Consider the following 13,899-nt stretch of genomic DNA (forward strand, 5'->3'; position numbering starts at 1 on the left):
ATTCTACTCACTTCCTGAACACTTCGACTAATCAATTTCATTAAGTAGCTCTTCTTTCAGAGTATCCGTATAAAAATATGATATACTAGATGGAAGAATTTTTAAATTGAGGGGTTATTTATTTATGCTTCCAAACGATGATATTGTATCTCATGAAAAACGAATAGAAGAACTAGAAAATAAAGTACGTTTTTATGAAGAACTTGTGAATCAATTACCACATCATTTCACATACAAAAATCCACATATTGGTTTACAAATTAAGAAAACGAGAACGACTCATTCCATTCAAGACATACGAAAAGAAAATAAAGAGGCTGATTTTCAGCTTACTTGCGATTCATTATTTTTATTTGAACAACTTGAAACATACTTTATTCATATTTTTGATGCTTTTTCACATCATGTAACCTTTGTTGATAATAAAGGAAATATAACTTTATGTAATCAAATTGCTGCAGATGATTTTGGTGTAGTACGAAATGATATAATCGGAAAGCCAATTCAACAACTACTAAAATTGCCAGAAGAGAAAATTAAAGCTCTTGAAACATTAAGAACGGGCACAGAAATATATAATGAAGAAGTTTTAGACAAAAACTATGGCATTTTAAACAACCGAATTATTCGTGATTATAACGGAGAAATTTTTAGAGTTATTAGTGTCTTTCATTATTTAAACTCAGAACGTGATGCAGAGAAATTTTCTTTAGCAGGGCGAATCGCAGCTGGTATTGCACATGAAGTACGTAATCCTCTTACAACCGTACGAGGTTATTTACAATTTTTACAAGAAAGTGTTTCTTCATCTAATAAAGAACTATTTAAAAACTTACTTATTCCCGAATTAGATCGCGCAAATAGTATTATTACAAAATTTTTATCTATTTCAAAAACACGTGAATTTACAAGAGAACCCTTTCCTATTAATACATTTTTACGTGAGTATATTCAACAGTTACTAGCGAGTGAAGTCTTTTTACATAACATTTCAATTGATTATAATTTTTCTACCGAATTAGATGATATATTAGTCCATATTGATCGTCATGAACTTGTGCAAGTTTTTTTAAATCTATTTCAAAACGCTGTCGATGCGCAAGGTGAAAAAAAACTTTCTATTCAAATCACTAGTTATCGCCTAGATAATTTTGTTCGTATTACCTTCACTGATAATGGGATTGGTATCCCCCCAGCCATTCAAGAGTATATCTTTGATCCGTTCTTCTCAACAAAAGATTCAGGTACAGGGCTAGGCTTGTCAGTAACGAAGAAAATCATTCAAAATCATAACGGTACATTAAAAATGACTAGTAATGAAAATGGGACAACTTTCACTATTTCAATTCCAATCTTACCTAAAACAGCCCTTGAAAAATTAAATCAATATATATAAAGGATCAACCCACGAACTGCATGCCAATTGTTCAGCACTCCCAAAAATTGGCATGTAGTTTTTTATGTTGAACTTTTCTTCTTTACATTATATAAAACCTTCCCTATGCCTTACTTATCTTTTGCTAGATGGGACAATTTCTTATTTTTTTAGAAATGGTAGTTTGTCCATCACGAATTTAGTATAAATTTCATTTTAATATATAGTAACGACTATTGATTCTATGGAAGAAAGGAATGAAAAGATACACAATAAAAATAAAGGAAAAGTATTTTATGGTAATGATTGTTGCGAAGTCAGAGCTTGTAGTCATATTAACATTTCTAAGTCCGAACTTACAGAATTCGTTAGACTTCTTCAAGCTCTTGGCCAAGCTATTCAAGCTGTCTTTCAAAACCCTTCTCAAAATAATATCGATAACTTAATCGCTGCCCTAAATAACTTACAAAAATTCCTCAATTGCTTAGATTTATCTCCAGCACAAAAACAAATTGGAAATTCTATTATCGCTAATCTATTAACTATTTTAAGAACAACACCTTTCTCATGCGGAGCATTGTACGTTGAGCTACAAAGCCTGCTTAATTATTTATTGTATATCGCTAAGTTATTCAAAGTAGATTGTTGTACGATCGATAAATTAATTAAACTCATAACAGAGATCCAAACTATCCTAGTTCAATACGGATCAGGTTGCCTTGGAGGAGGAGGCGCAACAGGTGCTACTGGTGCTCAAGGTGCTGCTGGCGCAACAGGACCAGCGGGTACTCCAATTCCTGTAACTATCGCTGCAATTGGAAACTCAAATCCACAAACTATATCTCCTGGAACAAACCTCCAATTCAATCAAGTTTTTGAATTAACTAACATCTCTTTCAACGACACTTCAGATACTTTAACAATTTTAGAAACAGGCGTATATGATATTAGTTTCTCAGCGTCTACAACTTTCCCAGGATCTTCACCATTTGGATTCGGCATTTCATTCAATGGTCAACCACCTACTCGTAATTTCTCAACTAATGTTATCGGTAGTGCTGTTTCGTTCTCTACAATCGTTACTTTACAAGCTGATACAACGATTTCTATACAGCCTACGGCAAACACTATCTATATTCCGAATTTACTAATTTTCACTCAATAAGTATATTTATAATAGTCTGTATCGATTAACCGTGCATTAAATCTCTCTTTATATAGAAAGGAGCACTTATTTGGGAGGATAAGTGCTCCTTCTTTACGTTTCTTTACCTCAAATTTACTCTATCTTAATCCTCATTTTGTATGATAAATAGTGAAGTCTACGATATGAAAGAGGGATAAAAATGAGAGTTATGTCACTAATACGCATTTGGTTTGCTCTTATGGTATGCATTATTTTATGTGTAGGATTTTTTTTAACTCTAAAATATTCCACTGTATCAAAAGCAGAGAGAAAAACTATTCCATACAAACTTTTGTATACAAAACAAAGCAACATCCCTTATTCCAATTCCACAAATAATAAAAAAAGGGTTATAAAAGGAATGCTTATTACGAAAGCTTCTAGTTCCGAAGCGTTACTACAAATTGCTGAAACGATTAAAGATCAGTATACAAATAAAGAAATCGACGAAATTACACTTTCTATCCACAATGAGAATAACGGTAATTACGAAGAAGAATTACCTTATGAACCTATAAGTAAAGGTAGAATAAGTGTCACATACGATTCCGAATCCTATGGCAGTACGAACATTATACTTAACGAATAATAGCTAATAAGGATAGATGAAAATCTCTACCATTTAAAGTTTCATTTTGTTTTTCATACAAAAAAGAGGCGAATTTCATTATTCGCCTCTTTCTTTTACCAAAATGAAGGAATCCATTCTTTTACTTTATCCAGCCACTCTTGTTGTTCTTTTTTTCGTTGTTGTTCCTCTTCTTTCCTTCTCTTCTCTTCTTCTTTTCTTCGTTTTTCCTCTTCTATTGTATTCAATTGTTTTTTATAATCAGCCTCAGATATGAGCGATAACTGGAATGCTTTTTGAGCTGGATTGGCATTCGCTTTTTTCATAATATCCCGGAACATTGTCGTGGTAGTTTGACTGCCCCCTGGAACATAATGATCGCTATCTGTTTTATCATATCCTACCCAAATCGCACCTACTAAATCTGGTGTGTATCCAACAAACCATGAATCCTTTGAACCAGTGCTTGGTCCATTTACAATTTGAGTAGTACCTGTCTTACCTGCCGTATCAACATTATTAACTTTCGCCTTTTCACCCGTTCCCTTTTCGACAACACCTTTTAATAAATATGTCATCTTTTGAGAAATTTTCTCACTTGTCACTCGCGTCTCTTTCTTATACCACTTTCCAATCGTTTCCCCTTCAGCATTTTGTATCTCTCTAATCGCATGAGCTTCCACTTGTACACCGTCATTTGCAAATGTACTATACGCTTGAGCCATTACAAATGGAGATGTCCCCACATGCATACCGCCTAAAGCAATCGGATACGTACGATCTTCTGGCACTAACGGAATACCAAATCGCTCTAAAGATTTCAATCCTTTATCTAATCCAATTTGTTCTAATAGCCAAACAGCTGAAACATTGTACGACTTTGCCACGGCTTCATACATTGTCACATCACCGTGAAAAGTATGGTCGCTATTTTGTGGTTTATATTCTTTAATATTAAATGGTTCATCTTTCAATATATCGTATACTTCATACCCTTGCTCTAACGCTGGTACATATACAGCTAAGGGTTTTAACGTTGAGCCAGGTTGTCTTTTTAATTGAGTTGCATGGTTAAACTGTAAGAACTGATATGGCCCTCTGCCTCCAACTAAAGCTGGTACACCACCTGTTTTTGGATTCATAAGAACTACACCCGTTTGCATCAGTTGGTCTGATCCACTATCCTTGAAATAACTATCATTATTCACAACATCTTCTACAGCCTGTTGTTTTTTCGGATCAAGCTCTGTATAAATACGATAACCACCCGCTAAAATTTCATTTTGTGTTAATTCGTACTTGTCCATCGCTTCTCTAACAATATAGTCTACATATTGAGAGTATTTTCCCTTGTATTTATCATCCACACCACGTTTTAATACAAGACCGCTCTCTTTTTCTTTATTATACTGTTCGTCAGAAATATAACCTTGCTCTTTCATTAAACTTAATACAACATTACGTCTGTCAATTGACTTGTTAAAGTTTTTATAGGGTGAATACGCAGATGGTGCTTTTATTAATCCTGCAATCGTTGCAGCTTCTGAAATTGTTAAATCTTTTACCTCTTTATCAAAATAAGATTTAGCTGCCCTTTTTATCCCCCAAGCACCTTCACCAAAATAAATTTGGTTCATATACATTTCAATAATTTCATCTTTTGTATACGTGCGCTCTATTTTTTTTGTTAAAAAATATTCCTTTATTTTTCGAGAGTATGTGCGGTCTTGTGTCAGAAATACATTTTTCGCAAGTTGTTGTGTAATTGTACTTCCCCCCGCTACAACTTCTCCTGCTGTAATATTTTTAAAAACTGCACTTATAATTCCACTGTAGTAAATACCGTGATGTTTAAAAAATTCCTTATCTTCTACTGCAACAATTGCCTGAACCATAATATCCGGAATATCTTTCCTTTTAACGCCTTCTGTTTTAGAAGAAGCTAATTTAGTCGCAACTTCATTATTTGCATCATAAATTAAGGTCGGTTGCGGAACAGCTTGTTTTAATTCAGATATGTCTTGAATGGAAATTATTATATTTATAGCAATAAATAGAGTAGCAAGTAAACTTCCTAATATAATTAACGAATTACGAAGTTTCTTTCTCTTATTGAACCACTCCTGCATTTTTTTTAAGTGAGTGTTCTTCAATTTCATTCGTTCACTTCCTTCATTTGTTTACACTCTTCTTTTCAAAAGGAAGAATATACCTCCTTTTAAATTTATTATAATAACGTAGTCTTTCCTGTAGTGTAAAGCTTTTCTTTCACATTCATACTTTTTGCAAGAAAAGGACATTCTACAAGTAAGATATTCAATATTGATTATTAATATTATTAATACAACAATAAGAGTTATGTTAAGTTTTTGTAAACTTTTCGATAAAATGTTTTAAAAAACGACAGTTTTTTGTTAGAATTGACTAGCCAATATATTTTACATATATTACTTTTGTGGGGGTAACTAATAATGGTCTTTAAATCAAAAAAAGATAAATTTTCTGAAATGTTAATGAATGTTTCCGAAAATTTAAAAGAAGGCGCGCAGTTTTTCGTGGAGTATAAAATTAAAAATGCTAGCGATTTAAAAGAGTTTTCTATGCGCATGAAAGAGTATGAGTCAAAAGGTGACTCATTTATTCACGAAATCATTATGGAGCTAAACAAAGCGTTTATTACTCCTATTGAACGTGAGGACATCCTACAACTTGCAATGAGTATGGATGATGTATTAGACGGATTAGATCATAGTGCTGGTCTATTCGAAATGTATTCTATTACAGAAGCTGATGAATACATGATTAAATTCGTAGAAGCAATTAATCAATGTGCGATTGAAATTGCAAACTCTGTTGAATTAATGTCTAACAAAAAATTAGTCGACATTCGTACAAATGCGATTAAGATTAAGGATTACGAATCACAATGTGATGATATTCGCCGTCATGCGATTAAACACTTATTCTCTCGTGAAAAAGATCCGATTAAGATTATTCAATACAAAGAGATTTACGAAGAGCTTGAAGAAGTAGCGGATAGCTGCCAAAGCGTTGCAAACGTACTAGAAACAATTATTATGAAGAACGCGTAAGGAGTTTGATCATGGATACACTCTTGATACTGACCGTTTTAGTAGTCATTTGCGCTTTAGCTTTTGACTTTATCAATGGATTTCACGATACAGCAAACGCTATTGCAACGGCTGTTTCAACGAAAGCTCTAAAGCCTAGACATGCAATTGTTATGGCAGCTATTATGAACTTTTTAGGTGCGATGACATTTACAGGTGTAGCAAAAACGATTACAAAAGATATCGTTGATCCATTCGCTTTACCAAATGGTTCTCTTGTAATTTTAGCTGCTTTACTTGCGGCAATAGCATGGAATTTAATTACTTGGTACTACGGTATTCCAAGTAGTTCTTCGCATGCAATCATTGGCTCGATCGCAGGTGCAGCTATCGCTGCTGCTGGTTTTAGTTCATTAAACTTTAAAGGTTTCATAAAAATTCTTGAGGCTTTAATCATTTCACCGATTATCGCTTTTGTTATCGGTTATATCGTATACAGTATTTTTAAAGTCGTCTTTAAAAACTTCAATTTAACGAAGACGAACAAAAACTTCCGTTTATTCCAGATTTTCACTGCTGCATTACAAGCTTATACACACGGTACGAATGATGCGCAAAAAGCAATGGGAATTATTACGATGGCTCTTATGGCCAATAGTTATCATACTTCTAGCGACATCCCGTTCTGGGTACAATTATCTTGTGCGATTGCAATGGGTCTTGGTACTTCTGTCGGCGGATGGAAAATTATTAAAACTGTCGGTGGACAAATTATGAAAATTCGTCCTGTAAATGGTGTAGCTGCTGATTTATCATCATCTCTTGTTATTTTCGGGGCAACATTCATTCACTTACCAGTTAGTACGACGCACGTTATCTCTTCTTCTATTTTAGGGGTTGGTGCTTCTCATCGTGTGAAAGGTGTAAAATGGGGAACTGCAAAACGCATGTTAATTACTTGGGTTATTACACTTCCTATTTCAGCTTCTTTAGCTGCTTTATTTTACTCTTTATTACACTTAATCTTTTAATTAAAAGTCGTCTTCCTTATTTTTCTAGGAAGACGACTTTTTTGTGAACAAAGCTTTTTCTCATGAAAAAGCGTGTATAATAATTGGTGGATAAGTTATATAGAGGAGTTGGCAATTTTGGAATACATCATGTTACTTTTCGTCGGACTAATCGCCGGAACAGTCGGGAGTCTAGTCGGGCTTGGCGGCGGAATTATTATTGTTCCGTTATTAATAGGATTACACAGCCTATCACCACAACTTGCAGTAGGAACTTCAATGGTAACAGTCGTTTTTACAGGACTATCTTCCACCCTTACTTATATGAAGCATAAACGAGTAGATTACAAAAGTGGACTTATTTTATTTATCGGGAGTGGCCCTGGTGGTATCATTGGCTCCTGGGCAAATAAATTTTTAAACCAAGATACATTTTCTTTATATTTTGGGATTTTCCTTATTTTTGTCTCCATTCTTCTTATGTTACGAGACAAATTAAAACCCCTTTCTTTATCAAATATGACTGTAATTAAACGTTCTTTTACAGATAACGAAGGAAACACTGTTCACTATCAATTCCCACCGCTTCTCGCTATCTTTATCGCCTTTATAGTTGGTTTTATATCTGGTTTATTTGGAATTGGTGGCGGTGCCTTACTTGTTCCAGCAATGATGCTACTTTTTGCATTCCCAGCACATATTGCTGTAGCAACTTCGATGTTTATCGTATTTCTATCAGCAATTGTAAGTTCTGCAACTCACATATCCCTTGGAAATGTCAGCTGGATTTATGCATTAATTCTTATTCCTGGTGCATGGATTGGCGGAAAAATCGGGGCTTATATTAATACAAAATTAAGCGGTAACGCCGTAATTAATTTATTACGTATCACATTAATTATTCTCGGAACTAGATTAATCATTACTTCTTTTTTATAACGCGTTCTTTTTAGAATGCGTTTTTTCTTATACACATGAATATAAAAATCCTCCTAAGAGAACAAATAAAATGAAACAAACACATAATAGCATGTAATTAGAAATATGTACTTTCTTCACGTTGACCACTCCTATAACTGCGACTGTTATCTTTATGATAGCGAAAAAATAGTTTACTTGCAGTTACAAAGTGCTAACAATGTAAAATCATTTATTACAAATTTTATCCTTATATTTCATTTCTTTGTATATTCTATCGGTTTAATAAAAAAAGATGTCATATTGACATCTTTTTTAGTGAAGAAGTGACCATCCCATAAAATCCTCATGTACTTGGCACGCCCTCTTATCGTTTCGATCATATAATTCAGCATAACTATCTGTTTCTTCATCATAAGCCATCGTATAAATAATTTGGCCGTCCACTTCAACGGATAACACGACTCCACCCTTCATCTCTTCTACATGAATGATAGCATTCGCCGGAATTCTCATATCCGTCATTTTTATCGCATCTAACAATATACTAAACCCCCTACAGCGTATTCATTGCTAGTACTATTACACACTAAATAGTATACTACTGTAATAGCATATATTTCGTCAATGAAATTGCTGTTTAAATAGCATATTGTCTTTATACATATACGCTAAAAGAAAAGAAATAGAAATGTTTAAATGGGGGGCTAACATTGATTCTACACAAAGGAGATGTATTATTCCGTCAAGGCGAGGACGGTCCTTTATATTTTATAAAAACAGGTTTATTAAAAGTAGTAAGGATAGAAGAAGATGGAACACCATTTCTATTCAACATTATCGTTCCAGGAGAAACGATACCTCACCATTCCTTAATTTCACCGAAGGAATATCACGGTACAGCAATCGCTTTAATGAAAACAGAAGTTGAACCTATAATGAGTAATGAGTGGTACGATCAACTTCAGGCAAATCCTGCATCATATGCAAATATCGCTATGCAATTACAATCAAAATTAAGAATGATGCAGCAACGTATCGATCAATTGACGACCGTCTCTCCAAAAGAACGTCTTCATCGCTTACAAGAATGGTTCACACTATATTTAGGTGACATTCCTATATATGAAATATTAACACAAACTGAAATTGGTCAGCTCATTGGTATACGCCGCGAAACGGTAAATCGACTATTACGAGAACAAATAAAAAACGAGGTAAAATAATACCTCGTTTTTTGCTTATTCACATTACATCTATTGTAAGCTTGCTGCTGGACCGAAAAATTCATAATGAATATGCTCTTGTTTCACACCTAAATTAGTTAGTACTGCATTTATATGTTTCATAAATGGTACTGGGCCACAGAAGTAAAATTCTGCTTCCGTTGTCGGAATAATCGTTTGCAGCCATTCAGCTTCAATGAAACCTTCTTTATCAAAGTTTTTCATTTCCAAATCTTTTTCAGTCGGTGCCGAATAGCAAGTGTATGCTTTAACTTGTTCGTATTCATTATCTACTGCCTCAACATGTCCTTTCATTGCATGTGTATTACTATTTAGTGCGGCATGAACAAAACATACATTACGTTTTGAATCTTGTTCAATTAACGTATTTAGCATACTCATCATTGGTGTAATACCTACTCCACCACTAATTAGTACAACTGGTAATGTTGAATCCATATTTAATACGAAATCTCCTGCTGGTGCACTTACTGGTAACATATCGCCTTCTTTTACATGATCATGTAAGTAATTTGATACTTTACCGTCCGGTGTATCTACACCTTTTTCTTTCTTTACACTAATACGATAATATTCTTTTCCAGGAGCATCTGATAAGCTATATTGACGATTATGTGTATATGTTTCACCTTCAATATTTATTTGAACCGTTACATATTGTCCTGGGATGAATGAAGAAACTTTCCCTCCATCTTCAGGTTTTAAATAAAATGACGTAATAACATCGCTTTCCTTCACTTTTTTAACAACTACAAAGTTACGGAAATCTTTCCATCCGCCCTCTTTATGTGCCGCTTCTTCATACATCTCTGCTTCAATGCTAATAAATGCATCAGCAATGACACCATAAGCTTCTCCCCATGCATTTAACACTTCATCAGGTGCGCCTGCGACCTCTTTAATCGCACGTAGTAAACATGTACCTACAATTGGATAATGCTCTGCTTTAATGCCTAAACTTCTATGCTTATGACCAATTTGTTTTACAACTGGAATAATAGCTTCTAAATTATCAATGTACATTGCAGCTGCATACACAGTATTCGCTAACGCTTGTTGTTGCCTTCCCTTTTTCTGATTTGTATGGTTGAAAATATTCAATAACTCCGGATGCTCCGAAAATAAAATTTTATAAAATCTCGTTGTAATTTCAACGCCTTTTTCTTGTAATAATGGTACTGTTGACTTTACGATTTCAATTGTTTTTTCACTTAACATTGTATCCCACTCCTCTATTTCCTTAACTGTTTTTAGTTTAACTGAATTGTATAATACAGATTGTGATTTTAATCACTATTAACACGGTGTTTTTGTGAAAAATATATGAACATTACACTTACAAAAAAAAATAAGCCAACTAGAATTCTAGCTAGCTTATTATTTAGACTGAATAGCTTGTTCAATTACCTTTATATCTTTCCCACCTCCAAATTCTGTATACCCCCAGATGTTCGTCTCACCTGTATATTTATTTACGATAATATCTAAGTCATGGTATACACGATGTGCATAAACTACATACTCAATATTTTGAAGTTCCACACCTTTTTTTACAATTTCATAGCTTCTATTTACGTCGCGTTTTATTTTTTCATTCTTTATTTCTGTATGTATATTTTTTAAAGATGATTCTTGTTGTTGAAACCATTGTTTAAATTGGTTCCAGTCCCCTTCTGTATAATTCTCTGCTTTACCATAATTTAAGAAATTATTATAGCTTTCATGTGTCATACGAATAAAATCTAGCACTTTTGCCTCTTCTTGTACATCTTCTATTTGAGCTATTGTATTTACTTTAGCAGGCTTATTCGCATAATATAACAACACTTTCATAAGACTATAGCTCGCAATGATCATCACGATAATAATCCCGAATACACGTAACAATTTCTTCATATACAGAACTCCTTCTCTACTAAAAATATTACAATGTATGACTATACTTGTAACATTCTCTCGTAGAAATATAATTCCTGTATAAATCCTTCCTATCATTTCGACAATATTTTTCTATACATTTCTCGTTGGCAAATGCTCTTGCAAAACAACATATCCTTCATAAGCCGTGTAACCGAGTATAGCCATTAATCCGATATAACAAGCACATACCGTCCATTTCGTTTTCATATCCACTTTGTAATAGTTTTCCTGTTGTCTCTTTTCCGCATCCCATTCCTGTAATTTTCTTTCTGACATTTCAAATGCTTCTCTTATATGAATGGTATGTGTTTCTTTTTCATCTTCATATGGGACGTAATCAAGTGGCTCAAACTTTCGTAAAAGATACTCTAACACTTCAATCTTTTGGAGTTCTCCTGTTTTTAATTCTTTCTCCCGTTCTTTTTGCCTTAATACATTTATTTCATGTTGCATCATATATATATTTCGATGTACTGCACCAGTTTCTTTTAACTCCTCCTCAAGTCTTGCAACATATTCTTTCATTCCATCAGTTCTATACCCTAATTCCTTAATTGGCCCATCTCTCTTTATTACTCTATATAATTCCATACAGCCGATAATAAAAATAAACCCTCCCAAAATACTTTTAAAGTAAATAGAATAACCGAGCAATACAATAAGGCCCGCTCCCCAAATCTTTGTACTTACAACTGAAATAATTCGCCCACCATCTAATGGAGAAACTGGAATCAAGTTAAAGAAGTTAATCATACTTCCAAGTAAAATAATTAATGCCCAAAATGGCTCTTTCGTTATTATATAAAGTGGGATTGCAGGTAAAAATGACAACAATCCGAAAAGAGGTCCCATATAGGCGATGTAAGCTTCATCTTTTGCATTCTTCGGCATCTCTTTCATCCCAATAAGAGCGCCCATAAATGGAATAAATATTGCTGGCGATGTTGGTATACCCTTTCTTTTTGCAGCCCATAAATGGCCCATTTCATGAATAAACAACAAATAAATGAGTGCTACCCCAAATTTCCAACCATATATAACTGCGTATGCACCAAGTGATAGAAACATACTAAACACCGTTGAAAACTTTGCTAATTTAAAAATTGCAAATACCCACTTTAACTTAGAAAGTAAAAATAGCCCTATTGCAACAATAATTCCCCATAATCCTTTTTTATTATTTTTCATATTCCTCTCCTTTATCTCTCATTAATGAATTCTATTCACCAAAGCTTGTTCTTTTCTCTATTATGACATATTTATTTCTATTATTAGAAATAATGTTTATATAATCCAATTTTAGACAAAAATATAAATAAAAGGAGGTGTTTACGGATGAATTTACAATCTCTCATAATAGGCGCTCTATCGTTTTTAGCTTCAACTCTTATTTTTTATACCGTTAGTTACGTATTATTATTAGATTTGTTGCCCAATCACGTATTTATTGCCCTTATCATCCTTTCCGCTCTTATGATTTCTTTTCTTATTACACGAAAATCAATGAATGAGCCATCTGCGAAAGCAAAGTAATAGAGAGGGGATTTTTCCCCTCTCTATTATCATTTCCTAGGAAAGGTCATTTAGACTTTACAAATCCACATTCATTCCGATCCATAAGTGCTAACTAAAGTTTCACTCTATCCCGCTTTAATGGGCAGTAAGACCCCCACCTCAAAATGCAGCGAAAGCAAAGAATTTAGNNAATCAGTGGGGGATGAAGACAACCCCCACTGATTAAAGTTTCACTTTATCTTTGTAAATTCATTTTTTCACCATACTCTTTCACAATTTGAATGATATTTTGAAAAACACCTATTTTCTCTTTTTTACTATTTAATATTTTCAAATCATAATTTTCATAATATGTTTCTAATGCCTTTAATTGTGATTGTGAAGCATCTTTTACCTGCACAGTAGCGTGTAGTTCATACTGTTTATATCCTTCCTTTACCTTTTCACCTGAAATTTCTTTACTTTCTTTTGCTCCAATTAATTTTTGAACTTTTTCCGGATAAATGACTTGCAAATAATATTCTTGTTCCTTTTCTAACTTATTGTATAGTGATTGTGAAATCGTATACCGTACTGTATAATCCACTTTTTGATCTCCTGCTTTAATATGAAACGCAGTAATCTGCAAATCTTTTTTTGTTACTTCCGTTAAAGAACCTACCTGCTTCTCACCTTCTATTTTTTCTGAAACATTTGGAAATATAGCCAAGAGCTTTTCCGTATCTTTTTTATTCAGCATATACATAGCTTGCTTATGTTGTATCCATCCTCGTCTATCTTCCCCTCTTAGCCATGCATAATACGTTTCTTTCTTTCCATCTCTACTAATTTGTATTTCGTATTCAGGTTCACCGAAGCTTCCTGTTATTTCTTGTTTCTCAGCTTTATCCATAATGTCTATTACTAACTTCGCTTCTGATTTCTGTAACTTTTTCTCTTTATGTTTTTTTTGTATAACGGTTACCCCTATCGTTTCTTTCACTTCATTCACCGTCTCTTCTATTTTTTCTGTTTCTTTTTTTGGCTCAGTTTGACTACAGGATGCTAGTAACATAACAACCATTAACAATACATATTTCCTTTTCAATT

14 protein-coding genes are annotated in these 13,899 nt (G+C 33.5%); 8 read left to right on the plus strand and 6 right to left on the minus strand.

Going from position 1 to position 13,899, the window contains the following annotated elements; all coding sequences use genetic code 11:
* Positions 1-124: 124 nt before the first annotated feature.
* From COL05_RS23930 to COL05_RS23940, 3 genes are all read left to right on the plus strand, one after another.
* Positions 125-1,396: an ATP-binding protein gene (locus COL05_RS23930; RefSeq protein WP_098670402.1), complete on the plus strand. Its 1,272-nt coding sequence runs from the start codon at positions 125-127 to the stop codon at positions 1,394-1,396.
* A gap of 223 nt (positions 1,397-1,619) precedes the next feature.
* Positions 1,620-2,540, plus strand: a complete 921-nt coding sequence (locus COL05_RS23935) for a Gly-Xaa-Xaa repeat protein (protein ID WP_098670403.1) — start codon at positions 1,620-1,622, stop codon at positions 2,538-2,540.
* A gap of 181 nt (positions 2,541-2,721) precedes the next feature.
* Positions 2,722-3,150: a hypothetical protein gene (locus tag COL05_RS23940; protein WP_098670404.1), complete on the plus strand. Its 429-nt coding sequence runs from the start codon at positions 2,722-2,724 to the stop codon at positions 3,148-3,150.
* 95 nt (positions 3,151-3,245) lie between these two features.
* On the opposite strand, the gene COL05_RS23945 is transcribed toward COL05_RS23940, so the two are convergent.
* Entirely contained in the window at positions 3,246-5,288 is a 2,043-nt protein-coding gene (locus tag COL05_RS23945; protein ID WP_098670405.1) for a transglycosylase domain-containing protein, read from the minus strand.
* 312 nt (positions 5,289-5,600) lie between these two features.
* Here COL05_RS23945 and COL05_RS23950 point away from each other — a divergent pair, with 312 nt between their 5' ends.
* The 3 genes from COL05_RS23950 (at position 5,601) to COL05_RS23960 (ending at position 8,149) form a co-directional block, all read left to right on the plus strand.
* The gene (locus COL05_RS23950) at positions 5,601-6,221 is read left to right on the plus strand and encodes a DUF47 domain-containing protein (protein WP_000231448.1); all 621 of its coding nucleotides are present in this window, start codon (positions 5,601-5,603) and stop codon (positions 6,219-6,221) included.
* Between the two features lie 11 nt (positions 6,222-6,232).
* Entirely contained in the window at positions 6,233-7,231 is a 999-nt protein-coding gene (locus COL05_RS23955; protein WP_098670406.1) for an inorganic phosphate transporter, read from the plus strand.
* 117 nt (positions 7,232-7,348) lie between these two features.
* Positions 7,349-8,149 (plus strand): sulfite exporter TauE/SafE family protein, encoded by an 801-nt coding sequence (locus COL05_RS23960; protein ID WP_098670407.1) that lies wholly within the window; start codon positions 7,349-7,351, stop codon positions 8,147-8,149.
* Between the two features lie 294 nt (positions 8,150-8,443).
* Here the strand turns inward: COL05_RS23960 and COL05_RS23970 are convergent, their stop codons facing one another.
* Positions 8,444-8,671, minus strand: coding sequence for a hypothetical protein (locus COL05_RS23970; RefSeq protein ID WP_000882907.1), 228 nt, complete (start codon positions 8,669-8,671; stop codon positions 8,444-8,446).
* Positions 8,672-8,841: 170 nt separating this feature from the next.
* Here COL05_RS23970 and COL05_RS23975 point away from each other — a divergent pair, with 170 nt between their 5' ends.
* Positions 8,842-9,354 (plus strand): Crp/Fnr family transcriptional regulator, encoded by a 513-nt coding sequence (locus COL05_RS23975; protein WP_098670408.1) that lies wholly within the window; start codon positions 8,842-8,844, stop codon positions 9,352-9,354.
* 30 nt (positions 9,355-9,384) lie between these two features.
* Here COL05_RS23975 and hmpA read toward each other — a convergent pair whose 3' ends face one another.
* The 3 genes from hmpA to COL05_RS23990 all read right to left on the minus strand — a co-directional run bounded on the left by hmpA (position 9,385) and on the right by COL05_RS23990 (position 12,483).
* Complete coding sequence (hmpA, locus tag COL05_RS23980) at positions 9,385-10,593, minus strand: NO-inducible flavohemoprotein (protein WP_098670409.1); 1,209 nt, start codon at positions 10,591-10,593, stop codon at positions 9,385-9,387.
* 159 nt (positions 10,594-10,752) lie between these two features.
* Positions 10,753-11,271, minus strand: coding sequence for a hypothetical protein (locus tag COL05_RS23985; RefSeq protein ID WP_098670410.1), 519 nt, complete (start codon positions 11,269-11,271; stop codon positions 10,753-10,755).
* 114 nt (positions 11,272-11,385) lie between these two features.
* Positions 11,386-12,483 (minus strand): site-2 protease family protein, encoded by a 1,098-nt coding sequence (locus COL05_RS23990; protein WP_098670411.1) that lies wholly within the window; start codon positions 12,481-12,483, stop codon positions 11,386-11,388.
* Between the two features lie 147 nt (positions 12,484-12,630).
* Between COL05_RS23990 and COL05_RS23995 the strand changes: the two genes are divergently transcribed.
* Positions 12,631-12,828: a hypothetical protein gene (locus COL05_RS23995; protein WP_001053353.1), complete on the plus strand. Its 198-nt coding sequence runs from the start codon at positions 12,631-12,633 to the stop codon at positions 12,826-12,828.
* A 217-nt stretch (positions 12,829-13,045) separates the two neighbouring features.
* Here COL05_RS23995 and COL05_RS24000 read toward each other — a convergent pair whose 3' ends face one another.
* Entirely contained in the window at positions 13,046-13,897 is an 852-nt protein-coding gene (locus COL05_RS24000) for a YhfM domain-containing protein (protein ID WP_142337640.1), read from the minus strand.
* Positions 13,898-13,899: the final 2 nt, after the last annotated feature.

This window comes from Bacillus sp. AFS059628, assembly GCF_002571225.1.
In the GTDB taxonomy this organism is placed as follows: Bacteria; Bacillota; Bacilli; order Bacillales; family Bacillaceae_G; genus Bacillus_A.